Annotated in this window: 11 protein-coding genes and 1 pseudogene; 7 read left to right on the top strand and 5 right to left on the bottom strand. The window is 65.3% G+C overall.

Features of this window, described 5'->3' with window-relative positions:
* Positions 1-3: 3 nt before the first annotated feature.
* A complete protein-coding gene (locus ILT46_RS09030; protein ID WP_199504322.1) occupies positions 4-687 on the top strand; it encodes an amidohydrolase family protein in 684 nt (227 codons plus the stop codon).
* Between the two features lie 73 nt (positions 688-760).
* A complete protein-coding gene (locus ILT46_RS09025) occupies positions 761-1735 on the top strand; it encodes a flavin reductase (protein ID WP_199504321.1) in 975 nt (324 codons plus the stop codon).
* On the opposite strand, the gene ILT46_RS09020 is transcribed toward ILT46_RS09025, so the two are convergent.
* Positions 1732-2655 (bottom strand): FAD-dependent oxidoreductase, encoded by a 924-nt coding sequence (locus ILT46_RS09020; protein ID WP_370592401.1) that lies wholly within the window; start codon positions 2653-2655, stop codon positions 1732-1734. The genes ILT46_RS09025 and ILT46_RS09020 overlap by 4 nt on opposite strands.
* Positions 2656-2661: 6 nt before the next feature.
* On the opposite strand from ILT46_RS09020, the gene ILT46_RS09015 reads away from it, so the two are divergent.
* Complete coding sequence (locus tag ILT46_RS09015; RefSeq protein WP_233397149.1) at positions 2662-4527, top strand: hypothetical protein; 1866 nt, start codon at positions 2662-2664, stop codon at positions 4525-4527.
* On the top strand, positions 4524-5303 hold the full coding sequence (locus ILT46_RS09010) for a hypothetical protein (protein WP_199504318.1): 780 nt from the start codon (positions 4524-4526) through the stop codon (positions 5301-5303). Before ILT46_RS09015 ends, ILT46_RS09010 begins: the two co-directional genes overlap by 4 nt.
* 318 nt (positions 5304-5621) lie before the next feature.
* On the opposite strand, the gene ILT46_RS09005 is transcribed toward ILT46_RS09010, so the two are convergent.
* Genes ILT46_RS09005 through ILT46_RS08990 form a run of 4 tightly spaced genes read right to left on the bottom strand, consistent with a single transcriptional unit; the run spans position 5622 to position 12256 of the window.
* Positions 5622-6827 (bottom strand): M14 family metallopeptidase, encoded by a 1206-nt coding sequence (locus ILT46_RS09005; RefSeq protein WP_199504317.1) that lies wholly within the window; start codon positions 6825-6827, stop codon positions 5622-5624.
* Positions 6828-6850: 23 nt separating this feature from the next.
* A complete protein-coding gene (locus ILT46_RS09000) occupies positions 6851-9913 on the bottom strand; it encodes a TonB-dependent receptor domain-containing protein (protein ID WP_199504316.1) in 3063 nt (1020 codons plus the stop codon).
* Between the two features lie 17 nt (positions 9914-9930).
* Complete coding sequence (locus tag ILT46_RS08995; protein WP_199504315.1) at positions 9931-10887, bottom strand: alpha/beta hydrolase; 957 nt, start codon at positions 10885-10887, stop codon at positions 9931-9933.
* Positions 10877-12256, bottom strand: coding sequence for a dicarboxylate/amino acid:cation symporter (locus tag ILT46_RS08990; protein ID WP_199504314.1), 1380 nt, complete (start codon positions 12254-12256; stop codon positions 10877-10879). Before ILT46_RS08990 ends, ILT46_RS08995 begins: the two co-directional genes overlap by 11 nt.
* Before the next feature lie 139 nt (positions 12257-12395).
* Here ILT46_RS08990 and ILT46_RS08985 point away from each other — a divergent pair, with 139 nt between their 5' ends.
* The 3 genes and pseudogenes from ILT46_RS08985 (at position 12396) to ILT46_RS08980 (ending at position 15514) form a co-directional block, all read left to right on the top strand.
* Positions 12396-14219: a sensor histidine kinase gene (locus tag ILT46_RS08985; RefSeq protein WP_255528373.1), complete on the top strand. Its 1824-nt coding sequence runs from the start codon at positions 12396-12398 to the stop codon at positions 14217-14219.
* Positions 14216-14515: pseudogene (locus ILT46_RS12415) on the top strand (response regulator); the annotation flags it as partial. The gene ILT46_RS08985 and the pseudogene ILT46_RS12415, both read left to right, overlap by 4 nt.
* Before the next feature lie 81 nt (positions 14516-14596).
* Positions 14597-15514, top strand: a complete 918-nt coding sequence (locus ILT46_RS08980) for a sigma-54-dependent transcriptional regulator (RefSeq protein WP_233397147.1) — start codon at positions 14597-14599, stop codon at positions 15512-15514.
* The last annotated feature ends 229 nt before the right edge of the window (positions 15515-15743 follow it).

Genomic DNA, 15743 nt, shown 5'->3' with positions numbered 1-15743 from the left:
CTGATGGGCAGCGAGGCGCTGCTCGAAGGCGCTGGCTATGTACGCGGCCCGCTCAAGCTGCTGCTCGATGAACGCGCCCTGCCCGCCAGCGCCGCAACCGCCCGCCGCATCGCCGCAGCGCGCCGGCAGGGGCGCACGGTCGCCGCCCATTGCGTGACGTTGCCCGAACTGGCGCACTTCCTCGCCGCGCTGGACGAGGCTGGCGGCGCAAGGGCCGGCGACCGCATCGAGCATGGCGGGATCATCCCGGCCGGTTTCGTGCCCGTGCTGGCCAAAGCCGGGCTGACCGTGGTGACCAATCCGGGCTTCCTCCACGCGCGGGGGGATCGCTATCTCGCCGAAGTTCCGGCAGACGAGCAGCACGATCTCTACCGCGCGGCCAGCCTGATGGCCGCCGGCATCCCGGTGCTGGCAGCGTCCGATGCGCCTTACGGCCCGCTCGACCCGTGGCAGGGGATGCGCAGCGCGTGCGACCGCGTTACCGCCACTGGCGCCCGTATCGGCGCAGCGGAACGGATTGACGCCGCGGCGGCGATGGCGATGTGGCTCGGCCCCGCGCTCGCCCCCGGCGCCCCCGCCGACATCGTGCTGTGCCGCGGAATGCCGACTGAAATCCTTGCCGAGCTCAGCGCCGAGCGGGTGGCGATGACGCTGGTCGGCGGCAAAATCGTCTATCGCGACCATTGACGGGCGACGGGCGCTTGAACCGACCGGATTGCTCCGCCAAACACAGCTTCAGGCGCAGCACGGAAGGACGGGCATGACGATGGACACGGCCGAGGCCCAGCGGGCCTTCCGCAACGCGCTCGGCGCCTTTGCCACCGGGGTGACGATTGCCACCACCAGCGATGCCGAGGGCCGCCCGGTCGGGGTCACGGCGAGCAGCTTCAACTCGGTCAGCCTCGATCCGCCGCTGGTGCTGTGGTCGCTCGCCAAGAACTCGCTGTCGCGCGATGCCTTCACCGCTGCCGGGCATTTCGCGATCCACGTGCTGACCGCCGCGCAGGAAGATTTGTCCAACCGTTTTGCCCGCTCGGGCGACGACAAGTTTGCCGATGTGGCGTGGCATTGCGGCGAGTTGGGCTCGCCCTTGCTCGACCAGTTCGTCGCCCGCTTCGAATGCCGCACGCGGCACGAATATGAAGGCGGCGACCACATCATTCTGGTTGGCGAAGTGGTGAGTTACGAAGCGCGCGACGAAGCGCCGCTGCTGTTCCACGGCGGCCGCTATGCCGAAAGACGACCCCGGCCGACCGCCACTCCCACGCCGACAGTGGACACCGAACACGGCCGGTTCGGCGACGATTTCCTGTTCTACCTGATTTCCCGCGCGCATTTCCAGACATCGCGCCCGACGCGCGAGACGCTGGCCGCACATGGCCTCGGCATGGCCCAATATCTCGCACTCGCGACGCTCAGCATGGAAGCACCGCTGACTGCCCTAGAGTTGGCCGAACGGCTCGCCCATACCGGCCACCTGCCCGATGCTGCCGCGCTCGAAGAGATGGCCTCAAGCGGGCTGCTGACACAGGACGGCGATGGCTACGATCTGGCCGAAACCGGCCGTACGCGGCTGATCGAAACGCTGGCCATCGGCAAGGCGGCCGAGGCGGAACTGGCGACGCATTTCACCGCCGCAGAGATTGCCGAGACCAAGCGCGTGCTGCGCCGGATCATCGAACTTTCCGGCGGCGATATTCCGATGGGGTGGCGCGACGGCGCGGCAGCAGCCTAGGCCGCCCGCTCCACCGGAGGGTTCCCCAGCAACCGGCGAGCCGCCTCTGCGCCGCCCCGAATGGCGCCTTCGATATAGCTGACGCCGGTGGCATCGCCGATCACCTCGACCCGATGGCCCTGCGCGATCAGCGTGTCCGCCAGGCTTGTATCACCGGTCGCCCCCATGGCCACGATGACATGGTCGGCGGGGACGCGCACGACGGTATCGTCCTGCACCTTGTAGCGTACCGCGCCCGGCTCGATCGCCAGTTCGCTGACGCCTCCTTGAAGCGCCACGCCGTGCTCCTTCAATTCGGACAGCAGCCGCATCCGGCGGACCAGCAGCAGCCCCTTGCCGAGCCGGGGCGCGGGCTCGAGCACGGTGACCTCGCGGCCGCGTCCCGCGAGGAATTCGGCCAGTTCCACCCCGACCAGCTCGCCGCCGAGGATGACGATGCGCTTGCCCAGCGGCAGCCACGCCTTGGTCGCGGTGCGAATGAGCGCCGCATTGGCCGACAGCCCGCTCGCCGCGCCCAGCCGCGCAGCCAGCCGCGTGCCGAGGCCAGCCTTGCGCGCGCCTTCGCCCGCGACATTGCCCAGCATCAGCGCGCGCAGATCGTCGCCGCTAAAGACGTGTGGCAAGTCGGCGCCGGGCAGCTCGGGCATGGTCCGGCGCGCGCCCGTTGCCACCACCACCGCGTCAGGCGCCAGCCGGCGCAACAGATCAGGCGTGGCGGGCGTGTTGCAATGCACATCGACTGTGCTCTGCCCGATCTGCGCAGTCAGATAGTCCAGCAAATCGCCATTCGGCGGGTAGGCGAGTGCGGCAAAGCGCAGCGTCCCGCCGAGCCGCGCTCCGGCCTCGACCAAGGTCACCTTGACGCCCGCTTCATCCAGCCGGCAGGCGGCCTCCATCCCGCCCGGCCCGCCGCCGATCACCACGACATGGCGGGGCGCGGAAAGGCTTTTAGCTGCCTCGCTGCGCTCGCATTCAAAGCCGGTGTCCGGGTTGACCGCGCAGCGCAGGGGCTGACGCAGATAGGCGGTGGACACGCAGGTATAACAATAAATGCAGGGCCGCGCCGCACGCGGCTGCCCGGCCCTCTGCTGGACGCATCTCCGTCTTCCCCGGACGAACAGGACATTCTGGCGCTGGTCGACAAGGCGCGAGAACTGGCCGCGCTGCTGCGCGGTGGTGAAGGTGGTCTGGTCCAGACGCTGGTCGGCGACATCGTCGGTCGCATCGACATCATGCCTTCCGAGGTGCGCATCAAGCTGGACCCCGCCGGCCTGAGCCGTCATCTCAGAATGGCGATCGATGCGGAATCGCTCGCGCTCCTGATCATCGCGTCAGCGACCCCGAAGCGATCCGGGCTGGCCATGCGGATGGTCCTCGATACCGGCGAGGCAGCGACCAGCTGTGAGCCCGATGCCCGGTTGATCGATGCTATCGCCAAGGCACACGCTCACGTCACCGGCGTCGGCTTCCACGCCGCAGCGAACAAGCTGCGCGATACGCTGGTTGCGATGGACTTCGACGAACGAACCGCGCGCGACGAGATCATCGCCCAGCAGCAAGCCGATGCGGCCGCGGCCGTGCTGCCGCTGCCCGAACGCCCCGCAATTCCGCCAGTGGTCCTGCAGGTGCGCCCTGACCTGTCGGCGGTGCCGCTTGAGGTCCGGGACGCCATCACGCTGATCGGTGAAGGCGACGGCGTGTCGGTCGTCATCGATCCCAACGCGAGCGATACCGTGCTCGAGCAGTTAGGCGAAGTGCTGGCACCACTGGCCGGTGACGAGGATCCGCGCCCGGCAATCGCAGCCCACGTCGAGCGGCGCCAGGCGGCGGCAACGCCTTCGCAACGCGGGATGAGCTTCACCGTGCCGGGCCTCGCTCTCGAGCAGTATGGCGAGCTCGATCTGGTCGAGCCGACGACGCTCCTCGATCTTGCCGGGTGGACGCTCGACGGGGTCGATCCGGATCTGCCCGAGTTCCTGCTGTCGGAAACGCCCGATACCGTTGTGGTCGACGTCGACGAAGGCCAGGTCCGCATCAGCCGTTCGGCCTCGCAGATGACCTTGCAGCTCGAGGACGAGACCGCGTGGACGCCGGCGGACCTGTCGCGCTGGCTCGACCGGCAGGTGCACCAGCCGGACGTGTCGCAGCCCGTCTTCCTCGAATACTGCCGGCGTGTCGTGACGCATCTCGTTGATGCGCGCGGCATGTCGCTCGCCTCGCTGGTCCGCGCGAAGGATATGCTGAAGAGGGCCATTGCGCTTCGGGTGAAGCAGCTACGCGCCGAAGCCGGGCAGGCAGGAATGCAGCTGCTGCTCGGTGACATCAGGCCTACGCTGGCGCTGGGCGAGAACGGCTTCACCTTCGCCGAGGGCCGCTATCTGCCGCCGAAGCCTTACACCGGTCGCTACGCTTGGCAGAAGCACTTCTACCCGCGCCCGGACGATATCAAGGACAGCGGCGAGGAATACCAGTGCGCGGTCGCCATCGACAGCCACCCGCTGGTCAGGCACTGGGTCCGCAACATCGTGCGCGGCGCGCATTCCTACTGGCTGCCGACCTCGACCGACCGATTCTACCCGGACTTCGTCGCAGAGCTGACCGATGGGCGGACGCTGGTGCTGGAATACAAGGGCGCCCACCTTGTCAACGATCCGGACACGCTGGAGAAGGCCAACATCGGCGCCCGGCTGGCCGAAGTGAGTGGCGGTCAAGTGGTGTTCTGGATGGCCGAGCGCTCGAAGGCGACCGATTTCACAACGCGGCTGGATGCCGCGCTGAGGGGGAATGCGTGAAGTACAACCGCAAGCAGATTCAGGCCAGCGCACAAGAAATTCTCGAACAGCAGGTGGGTGGGATTCGCTGGGGCGAAATGCTCAAGCTCATCCACGCAGGGGCGCCAGAAACACCGCCTAACAGTATCCACGGCGCGCTTCAGAGCCTTTTCCAGTCAGATGCGAGTATCATCAAGATTGCGCGCGGTACCTATCAGCTCGAAAAATACGCCACCGCCGAGGCCGTCGAGGCCAAAGCCGAAGATGAAGCGACTGCGGCAATCCCGGTGAAAGTCGAGGGCGCGCAATCGGTCACCGAGCAGGACTTTTACGACAGCTTCGCCGCGTGGCTGGAGGAGAACGACGAGGCCACATTCGCGTCGGCGCTGGGCGGCAGTAGCTTCGGGGGCAAGTGGGGCACTCCCGATGTCATCGGCGTCCTGAAGCCTCGCGCGCAGGACATATTCAAGTTCGAACCGCAGATCGTCACTGCCGAGATCAAGGCGGTTCCGGGCCAGCCGGTCGTCGCCTTCGGCCAGGCCGTCGCCTACCGCCTCTTCTGTCATAAGAGCTACATCGTCGTGCCGAACACCACGAGCAGCGACGACATGAACCGGCTGAAGGTCTTGTGCGGCCTCCACGGTGTCGGTCTCGTGACCTTTACGCTAGATGTCGCTCAGCCAGATTACCTCGTGGTCGTGCTTCCCGCAGTCGCAGCGCCGGATATGTTCTACGTCAATACGATGCTGGAACGGCTTAAGGCGAGCGAGCCAGGGTTGCTGAACAAGCTGTTCTGACAATGGCTGCATGTGGGCCGATAGCAGGCGGACCACTGTTGGCTTCCAAAAATGGTCTTTCAGAATTCCCATGTGTTGGTGTTGATAGATGCGCCAGTTCTACTGCTCGGATCGTCGGCCTAATCCCTCCTCGTCGCATCAATCGTCTCGACGACCAGCCGGATAGATTCCGTCTCGGAGTTGAAGCCGTAGGTGATCGCGCGCTCTACCGTAAGCGCGAAGCCTTTGCTTGATGGGCTTGGCACGCCGCTCCTGTCACGGCGTTGCGCCGCCACACGGTGTGATCGCTCGCGGACGGCTCTGCTCCGGGGGCGCGCTTCATTGGGGACAGGGCGGTCGTGGCACCGCAGGCAAAATATGTGCATCTCGCCTCAGCGCGGCAATAAATTCGCGAGCCAAATGGCGCGCGGCCTCCCGTGCAGGTAGCTCACCAGCGTCGTCGCCAACCTCGTATGTAATGCTCGGAATGCCAAAGCACGCATGAAACCAGTTCTTGGCGGTCGGTGAACCGGGATTAGCGTTCCGAGGCTCAATTGAGAAAGCATACCCCGCAAAACGGGTCTCCTTACCCATAAGAAACCGCGATATGAACCGGCGATTGGCGGCGCTGCCTTCATCACCTTGAACATAGAACAAATTATCTCGCGTCGAATGGAAATCGACCATCGCGATGGGCTGTGTCCGACCCAGCTCGCGCAGGAGGAAATCGCGGACCGCCCGGGTTTCGGGCTGGCTGAATGGGCCCCAATCGCGGTTTAAATCCACCCCGCCGCGATTGGCCCGCCAGTGCCCGCGCTCCACGCCATCCGGGTTGAGCAGCGGCACCGCGAAAAGTTGAAAGTCGCGCGCTAGATCCGGCGATGTGCGGAGGATCTCCGCCAGTTCGGTAACAAACGGTTCCAGCGCATGGGCGCCGGTCACTTCCGGCGGATGCTGCCGCCCGAGGATCACGATCAGCCACCGCGCTGCCGGGTCGCCCAGACGCAGCCCGGTGATCGGCCGGCCATCATGCGAGCGCCCCAACTCAACCTCGACAGCACCGTGGCTGGTGCGCAAAGTGGCCGCATATCGTGCGTGATCGGCCGCGCTCATCACAGGCTGGGCGCTGACCGTCCCCACGCCCGCCGGCACCGTCAGCGCGGCGCTGCGCCGGTCGGGCGCGACGGTTACCGGCAGTTCGACGATGCTGCCCGACCGCGTCAGCTTGGGGGCGTAGCGGTGCTGGCCGTGCAGATAATCGAGGCGGATTGATACGTCAGCCCCCGGCGTGGTTGTATAGCGGAAGGCATACCACGGACTGGGGTTGATGGGCGGGGCGTGTTCGGGCGCAATCGTCAGCGCAAAGGATCGCGGCCCCAGCACCGTGCAGCGCGAAAACGACGCGCCGCCGAAATCGAAATCGAGCCTGGCCTCCGCGCTCTGGCAACCGGGTGCCGGCCCGCGCTCGCCCACCGCATCGCGCGATCCGACGGTCGTGCACCCCGCCAGCAGGAGGATCACCGTCGCGGCGATGGCCCCCTTCATGCTGGCAGGTCGTCCCGGCACGCTCAGAAGCGCTTCCTCAGTTCGATCGCGAATTGCCGGCCGCGCGGGCTGTGCAAATCGCTGTAGAAGCCATAATTCTCGTCGGCCAACGGCGGGTCTTCGCCGAAGACATTGTTGACCGCGAACCGCAGCCGGGTGCCGTCCAGCGCGGTGTCATTGTCGATTGTGTAGGCGATCGACACATTCAGCGTGAAAATGTCGTCCACCGGGAAGAAATTGGCATTGGGATCGTCGGATTCCACCAGCACATCGCGGACCACACTGGTATCGTAGAACGCCCCGACATAGCTGCCGAACAGCCCGATATCGACCGGCCCGCGTTCCCAGTTGACCGATCCGCTCGCGCGCCATTTGGGCCGCCCGTCCGCCTGCAGCAGCTCGCCAAGGCCGCCCACCGTCACGTCGAGCGGCAGCGTTCCGGCGGCAATCGCACCGACGATTTCCTGCCCATCGGCGCCCGCTGACTGGACAAAGCTGGTCAGCCGCGCGGCGTTGAGCCTGATCCTGAAATCGCCCGCGCCGAAATCGGGCACGCGATAGGCAAGGCCGAAGTCCCACCCCTTCGACACCCGGCTGTCGAGATTGAGATAGGGATCAAGCACGCGGATGATCTTGCCCGCCGGCGCGAGGCCCGTGCCGGTGAACAGGGCAATATCCTCGTCCGTTGGTGCCTGACGGATGACATTGGGATTGGTGCTGCCCGCCAGTCGCCGCACCAGGTCGAGCGCAATGGCGTTATCATCGCCAAAGGTGCCGACCAGCCCGGTCTGCTTGACCCGCCAGTAATCGGCGGTGATCGTCAGACCGGGGATAAATTCAGGTTCCAGCACGAGGCCGAAATTGATGCTCTCGCTGTCTTCGGGGCGCAGATCGCGCGCGCCCGAACGGAAGCTGATCACGCCCGCCCCGGCACACGCCGCCAGCGTCGGGATAATCCGTTTCGCCACCTGCGCCTGGCAAACCACGAAATCGTCGCGCGTGTTCGACCGTGTGGTCCCGTCATCGTTGACCTGCACCAGATTCGGCGCCCGGAAGCCCTGCGACCATGCGCCGCGGAAGGTGACGCCGGGGATCGTAGTCCACGATGCGGCCACGCGCGGCACGGCGGCCGTCGCGTTGATATCGGCAAAACGTTCGATCCGCCCGGCCAGCTGGAGGTTCAGCGATTCAATCAGCGGGATGCCCATTTCGGGACCGACCACGGGGATGAACAGTTCGGTGAAGGCGGAATAGACATTCCGCTTCCCGTCGGTGTCCGGTGACGGGCTTGTGCCCGCGACATCGCTGCCGTTGAACACGCCGGTCACGCTGTCGGTGAAGGTGATCGTTCCATCCAGGCGCGGATCGCGATCATCATAGAACGTCTCGCGCCGCCATTCGATGCCCGCCGCGATGCCGACATTGCCGCCCGGCAACACGAACAGATCGTCGCGGCTGACCTTGAAATCGGCCAGCGCAAGGCTGGTGCCACCCTTGCGGTACACATCGATCCGGAACGGGTCGATCGAACTTGCCGGATTGGGGGTGCAGTCACCTTGCCCGGGATCATCCAGACAGCCGCCGTTGAACGGATTATACGCATCGGGTGTGGTCAGATTGATCTGCCGCTGCATCAGCGTCAGCGAGACGCGGTTGCGCTCAAGGTCGATCGTGTCCGCTTCGGAATACACGAAGCCGGTGTCAAAATCCCACGCCCCCAGATTGCCGCGCAGGCCGGCAACAAGCCGGTAGGCGTCTTTCTCGACATCGATGATCCGGTTGCCGGCATCGACGAACCGGTACCGCTCCATGATCACATCGGCGCCGGTCGTGGGGATGGTCGTTCCCGGCAGGCGCTGCGGATTGGGCCGCCCGTCGCGCGTGGTCGGGCCGAAGGGGTTGTAATAGGCGTTGCGCGAAATCCCGACCGGCACGGCGCTGAGGATGGTCGAGGCATCGAACAAGCGCTCTGATTGCGACCGATAGTAGCTGCCTTCGAAATAGGCTTCGACCGCGTCGGTCAGCTCGTAACTGAGCAGCGCCATCGCGTTGTAGCGGTCCTTTTCGCTGATCAGGCTGTTCCCGAACAGCGTGTTGTAGCGCACCTCGGTGGCCGGCGTGGTACCGTCGCGCGCGCACAGCCCGTTGCCCAAATTCAGCCGGCAGCCGGTGAAGGTACCGGGCTGGAGGTAGAAATCATCATCGCCAATCGGTGTGCGGTTGGCCGGCGCCTGAATGTCGAACTGGCCAAACGGGCCGAAGGTGTTGCGATTGTTGAACGAAGCATCGCCGGCAAAGTCGGTGCCTTCGACCAGCGGTAGCCGGTCATCATCCCGCGAATAGGCGCGGGCACGCGCGGGCAGCCCGTTTTCGTGGAAATAGCTGCCATAGACCGTGATATTGCCCCGCCCGTCGCCGAAATCGAACCCGAGGCCGCCAGTCAGCGTGTAACTGTAGAGGCTCGTGCCATCAGACAGGCGCATATCGCCTTCGACAAAGCCGCCGGTAAGGTTGCCCTTGAGGTGTGTGTTCACCACGCCGGCAACGGCGTCAGCCCCATACAAGGCCGAGGCGCCATCGCGCAGTACCTCGATCCGGCGGACGCTGCCCGGCGGGATTTCGTTGGTATCGGGCGAAACCACCGGGACCAGCAATTCGGTCTGAAACCCGGGATGGAGGTTCATCCGCCGGCCGTTGATCAAAAGCAGCGTGTTGCCGGTGCCCAGATCGCGCAGGTTGATCGACGAGGCATCGCCGCGGACATTGTTCTGCGTGTCGGCATTCTGTTCGTTGAACGCGACCGTACCGGCGTGGGGAATGGCGCGGAACATCTCGTCGCCCGAGGATGCGCCGCTGGCTTCGATCAATTGTTCATCGACCACCGTGACGGGCAGCACGTCATTGATCTGCGCGCCCTGGATTTGCGTACCGGTGACGACAATTTCCGCCTCGGCAGGCTCCGGCGCGGCATCAGCCGGCTGCGCCAGGGCGGCCGGTGCGGTTTGCACCTGTGCAGCCACCGGGGTTGCGGCAAACAGGCTGGTGCTGGCGAGCAGTGCCAGCTTGGCGAGCGTGGTAGTGGACATGATCTCGATCCTCCCGATTACAATCTGCCGGCCATCCGCGTGTCGAGCCAGGTGGTGAACAATTCAGGCCAGCGGTGCAGCGTCTGGTGCGGTGTGCCCAGGCCCCAGCCATGGCCGCCATCAGCGAAAATATGCAATTCAGCACTGGCGCCCGCCTGCCGCAGCGCGCCAAACAGCGCGAGGTTGTGCGCCGGCGGTGTGGTCGCATCGTCGGCCGAGCTGAACAGGATCATCGGCGGGGCGCCCGCAGCGGCGTAGGTGTCGAGCGACCAGGCATCTTCGGCTGCGCGGTCGGCATTATCGCCGATGATCTCGCGCCGGGTCCGCGTCGCAAAGGGCATCCGCAAGGATACGACGGGAAACAGCAGCGCGGCAAAATCGGGCCGGGCACTGGTCGCTTCGAACCGGTCGGAGCCGGCGTATAGCGGCCGGTCCGGCTGCAGCGCGGTGAAGCCGGCCAGATGTCCGCCCGCCGAATGGCCCATGATCCCGATGGCATCGGGGCGGATGCCGAACTCGGCCGCGCGGCTGCGAACGATCTTCATCGCGCGCTGCGCATCTGCGAACGGCGCGGCCGGTTCCCAGCCGTCGTTGGGCAGGCGGTAAATCAGCTCATACACCGTGTAGCCGCGGTTCTGCAGCCATTGTGCGGCCGGTGTGCTCTCCTTCCATAACTGGATGCGGAAATAGCCCCCACCGCCGCAGACGATGACCGCGCGGCCATTGGTATGGTTGGGCCGATAGACCCGCAGGCGCGGGTTGGAGATATTGGAAACGGCGCCGAACCCCGCGCCCTCGCCGCCGATCTTTTCCGGACCTGTTACGCGTCCACGCCCGGGCGGTACGCCCGGCCACAAGGCGATCTCTTCCCAATCATGCGCCCGCGCCGGGCTGGCCGCGTGCAGCGATGCGCCCACCGCCAGCGCCGTGGTACCGGTGATGAACCCGCGGCGGTTGACCTGGTCAATCGACATCACGCTCTCCCAAGCGAACCCCGGCAGGCGGCTCGACAGTGAACGCCGGTTCGCCAGGGAGCACCACGGGCGCGCCATGCAGCGCCGCGTCCAAGGCCCCCTTGTCGAGCTGGCCTTCCCACCGGGTGACGACAATCGTTGCCACAGCATTGCCGATGAAATTCGTCAACGCCCGGCATTCGCTCATGAAGCGGTCTATGCCGAGGATCAGCGCCATCCCAGCAATCGGGATCGACGGGATGATCGACAGAGTGGCCGCCAACGTGATGAAGCCGGCCCCGGTTACCCCGGCAGCGCCCTTGGAACTGACCATCGCCACCAGCAGCAGGGTGATTTGCTCGGTCAGCGACAGCTCGACACCGGTGGCCTGCGCGATGAACAGCGCCGCCAGCGTCATGTAGATGTTGGTGCCGTCAAGGTTGAATGAATATCCCGTGGGAACGACCAGCCCGACAATCGCCTTGGGGCAGCCGGCAGCCTCCATTTTCTGCAACAACCGCGGCAGCGCGGCCTCGCTCGACGAGGTGCCCAGCACCAGCAGTAGCTCTTCCTTGAGATAGGCGATCAGGCGGACGATCGAAAAGCCGTTGTACCGCGCAACCGCGCCCAGCACGACAAACACGAACAGCGCCGAGGTGACGTAGAACGTCGCGATCAGCGTGCCGAGATCGATCAGCGCCCCGACCCCGTATTTGCCGATAGTGAAGGCCATCGCGCCAAAGGCGCCAATCGGCGCAAGGCGCATCAGCATCGCGACGAGGCGGAACACCACCTCGGCCACGCTTTCGAGCGCCTGTGTCACCCGCGCACCCGCCTCGCCCGCGCCCATCAGCGCAAGGCCGAACAGCACGGCGACGAACAGCGCCTGGAGGATCGACCCGTCGGTCAGGGCCGACACGAAGGTCGTGGGGATGATGTCGAGGAGGAATTGTGCGACCGAAGATTCGTCGGCCTTTGTGCGGTATTCCTCGATCGCGGTTGCATCCAGCGTGGCCGGGTTAACGCCCATGCCGGCGCCCGGCTGGACGACATTGGCAACGATCAGCCCGATAATCAGCGCCAGCGTGGACAGGGCGAGGAAATAGACAAATGCCTTGCCGGCAACCCGGCCCAAATTGCCCGCGCTGCGCACATTGCCGATACCGGTGACGATGGTGAGGAAAATAACCGGGGCGATGATCATCTTGACCAGCTTGATGAAGCCGTCACCCAACGCCTGCAAAGCAACGCCGATGTCCGGCCTGACGGCGCCCAAGACGATCCCGGCAATGATTGCCGCGATGACCTGAAAATAGAGCGAGCCGACAGTGCGCCGCCAACGACTGCGTGGAACCGGCGCGCTATCGCTACTGGCCTGACGTGCCCCCATGCCCCATCCCCGCTGCGTCAGCTTCTTTGACTCCTGTGTGACGGTCGTTAGAGTGCGGTGTCAACGGACTTGATAAATTCCCGTAAGCATCTGTTTTTCAACCTAGCTTAGAGATAATCGCTCGCCGGATCATGCGCGTATGTCAGGAAATCCGGACAGTTTGGGGCGGTATCGTCTGGAAAGGCTGACAGCGCATGTTTCAAATCGGGGCTGGCGAACGGCTGCGGCCGCCGCTTTTGCCACCTTCGCCCTGCTGGCGGCCGGTCTGTGGGCCAGTGAGCATTGGGCCGCGCGCTGGGCGACGAGAGCGGCGGATGCGCAGGCGCGCGAAATGGCGCGGTCTAACGCCTTCCTATTCGATAGCGAGCTCGAGAAATTTCGCCTCGTGCCGACCTTGTTGTCGGAATACCCCGATGTGTCCGCCCTGCTGCGATCGGCAGCCGGGGACCCGCTGGCGCTGAACCAGCGGCTGGAGGTGCTGGCCCGGCGCACCGGCGCGTCAGCCATCTATGTGATCGACGCGCGCGGGCGCACGGTGGCGGCGAGCAATTATGCGCTGCCGACCAGCTTTGTCGGGCAAAGCTACGGCTTCCGGCCCTATTTCACTGAAGCGCTGGCCACGGGTGCGTCCGAACTGTTTGCGCTCGGCACGGTCAGCGGGCGCCCCGGCCTGTTCATCGCCCGGCGGGTGGGGACAGCAAGCGCGCCGGCCGGTGTTGTCGTCGCCAAGATCGCCTTCGACAGGATGGAGGCGGCCTGGGGTGCGCAGGCGGGCACGACTTTTGTCACGGACGTGCACGACGTGGTGATCATCAGTTCCCGGCCGGCGTGGCGGTTTAACCGTCTGCGCGCGCTGCGGCGGGCCGAACAGGCAGAGATTGCCCGCACCCGCCAATTTGACGACCTGCCGCTGCGGCCGCTGCCGGTGGCGTTCAGCGGCAAAGCGGCGACCAGCGATGGCGTCGCCTATCGTCGGGCAGACGCCGGGGTTGCCCTGGCGGGCGCAAAACTCGTCGCGTTGGCCCCGCTCGAACCTGCGCTGGCGGCGGCGCGCGCCCGGGCGCGCGTGGTGTTGCTGATATTGGCGATCCTTCTTGGCGGCAGCGCGATCTGGCTGTGGCGGCAGCGCGAGCGGGCGCGAATGCAGCATGCGGCGCAACGCGATCTGGAGACGAAGGTACAGGAGCGGACGGCCGAGCTTCGCCAGGTCAATGCCCGGCTGCTGACCGAAGGCGCGCGGCGCCAGCAGGCGGATGAACGCTTCCGGCGCTCGCGCGAAGAACTGGCGCAGGCCAACCGTCTGGCGACGCTCGGGCAGGTCGCCGCCGGCGTGGCTCACGAAATAAACCAGCCCGTCGCCGCGATCCGCGCCTATTCCGAAAATGCCGAGAAATTCCTCGCCGCCGGGGCAGCAGTCAAGGTGGCCGGCAACCTCGGCCAGATCGTCGATCTGACGCAGCGCATTTCGCAAATCACCGCCGAACTGCGCAGCTTTTCGCGCCGCAAGACACCCGATGTCGGGCCCGTCCAGCTGGGCGACGCGATCGAGGGCGCGCTGCTGCTGGTGCACCATCGGATCACCGAGACGCAGACCCGCGTGCTGTGGGACGCGGCCGATGCAGAGCGCAGTGTGAGAGGCGATCGGGTGCGGCTCGAGCAGGTGTTCGTCAATCTGATCCAGAATGCGCTCGACGCATCGGACACGCGTCCCGGAGGCGTGCTTACGATCGGCATCGAGCCCGCTGCCGACAGCGTGGCGGTCTCGTTCGCTGACGATGGCACCGGCGTGCCGGCAGCCTTGCGCGGCCGGCTATTCACTCCCTTTGCGACGGCGCGCGAGGATGGGCTCGGCCTCGGCCTCGCCATCGCGCGCGACATTCTGCGCGAATTCGGCGGCGACCTGTCGCTTTGGTCAACCGGGCCGACCGGTTCCGTCTTCGTCGCCCGGCTGATCCCGGCATGAGCGCGCCCGAACAGCGGCTACGCGTGATCCTCGTCGAGGATGACGAGCCCTTGCGCCTGGCCACGGTGCAGGCGCTCGAATTGGCTGATTACAGCCCCGCCGCCCATCCCTCCGCCCGGCCAGCGCTGGCAAAAATCAACCGGGCTTTCGCAGGCTGCGTTGTCACCGATATCCGGCTCGACGGGATGGACGGGCTCGAGCTGATGCGGGCAGTTCATGCGATTGACGCGGACATTCCTGTCATCCTCATTACCGGGCATGGTGATGTGCAGATGGCGGTGGCAGCGCTCAGGGGCGGGGCCTTCGATTTTCTCGCCAAGCCGTTTTCTACCGATCAGCTGATCGCAGCAGTGCGCCGGGCAGCGCAAACGCGCGAAATGGTGCTCGACAACCGCGCGTTGCGCGAGGCGGTGGAACAGGCGGCGGCCGATGAATTTGTCGGCACCTCGGAGGCGATCACCAGCCTGCGCACGATGGTCGGGCAAATGGCGATGCTTGATCTCGACGTGCTGATCGAAGGTGAAACGGGCACCGGAAAGGAAGTCATGGCGCGGGCGCTGCACAGGCGTTCACCCCGGGCGCTGATGCCGTTCCGTGCGATCCGCTGCTCCACGCTCGGCGAAAGCGGGCTTGGCGATCTGTTCGGCCACGCCGGATCGGCTGGCAACTGGCTGCGCGCGCTTGACGGCGGGGTGCTGTTCCTCGCAGAGGTTGATGCGCTGCCCGCGCCGCTTCAGGCCCGGCTGCTTGCCTATCTTGAGACGCGCGAGCAGCGGCAGGGCGATGGCCCCGCCGGCGCGCGGATTATCGCCGCGACCCGGGCCGCGCTCGACACCGAAGTTGCTGCCGGCCGCTTCCGCGAAGACCTGTTCTATCGGCTCGCCTTGCTGCGCCTTCGCATTCCCCCGTTGCGCGAACGGCGCGATGACATTCCCGTCGTGTTTGCGCAATTCGTGCGCGAGGCGCTTGACCGCACACGGCGCACGAACTTTGCCATTTCCGCAGCTGACCGACGGCAATTGCTTGAACATGACTGGCCCGGCAACGCCCGTGAATTGCGCAGCTACGCCTTTAACGCGGTACTGGGTTTAAGTCGGACGATCACAGGAAAGGGGAATGGAGACGTTCGCTTATCCGCGCGTATATCGGCGTATGAGAGAAGCATACTGATTGAAACTTTGCAGCATACGCGTGGAAAAGTTTCGGAGACATGCATTGTGTTGGGCATATCGCGGCAAACGTTTTATGAGAAAATTGCAAAACATGGCCTGCAATTGGATTCATATCGTAATTAATGGCAGATCGTCCGCCTTCGTTGCCGCTCGGCGATCAATAATCAATGTGCGTTTTTTGAGACGTTGCCTTGAATCAGTCGACGGCCGTAACGGGAGTGGGTAATGGGCGCGCAGTTTAATGATGCAATACCAATTCTGCTTATGGGCCGTTTCCGGACAGTCTGCTATCGAGCGCCGGACCTGGTCAAGCGGACGTTCGGCTTACGTTTAGAGTTTCGGACGCCGCGAG

The sequence above is a fragment of the Qipengyuania sp. YIM B01966 genome (assembly GCF_016461955.1).
Taxonomy (GTDB): domain Bacteria; phylum Pseudomonadota; class Alphaproteobacteria; order Sphingomonadales; family Sphingomonadaceae; genus QFOP01.
The sequence above is the reverse complement of the archived record's forward strand: the minus strand, read 5'-3'. Positions and strand labels throughout refer to the sequence as shown.

Bases quoted from the DNA above. Each gene is read 5' to 3' on its own strand.
- ILT46_RS09030 (WP_199504322.1), top strand. From the start codon at position 4: ATGGGCAGCGAGGCGCTGCTCGAAGGCGCTGGCTATGTACGCGGCCCG.
- ILT46_RS09025 (WP_199504321.1), top strand. From the start codon at position 761: ATGACGATGGACACGGCCGAGGCCCAGCGGGCCTTCCGCAACGCGCTC.
- ILT46_RS09015 (WP_233397149.1), top strand. From the start codon at position 2,662: ATGGCGGGGCGCGGAAAGGCTTTTAGCTGCCTCGCTGCGCTCGCATTC.
- ILT46_RS09005 (WP_199504317.1), bottom strand. From the start codon at position 6,827: ATGAAGGGGGCCATCGCCGCGACGGTGATCCTCCTGCTGGCGGGGTGC.
- ILT46_RS09000 (WP_199504316.1), bottom strand. From the start codon at position 9,913: ATGTCCACTACCACGCTCGCCAAGCTGGCACTGCTCGCCAGCACCAGC.
- ILT46_RS08995 (WP_199504315.1), bottom strand. From the start codon at position 10,887: ATGTCGATTGACCAGGTCAACCGCCGCGGGTTCATCACCGGTACCACG.
- ILT46_RS08990 (WP_199504314.1), bottom strand. From the start codon at position 12,256: ATGGGGGCACGTCAGGCCAGTAGCGATAGCGCGCCGGTTCCACGCAGT.
- ILT46_RS08985 (WP_255528373.1), top strand. From the start codon at position 12,396: ATGTCAGGAAATCCGGACAGTTTGGGGCGGTATCGTCTGGAAAGGCTG.
- ILT46_RS08980 (WP_233397147.1), top strand. From the start codon at position 14,597: ATGGTGCTCGACAACCGCGCGTTGCGCGAGGCGGTGGAACAGGCGGCG.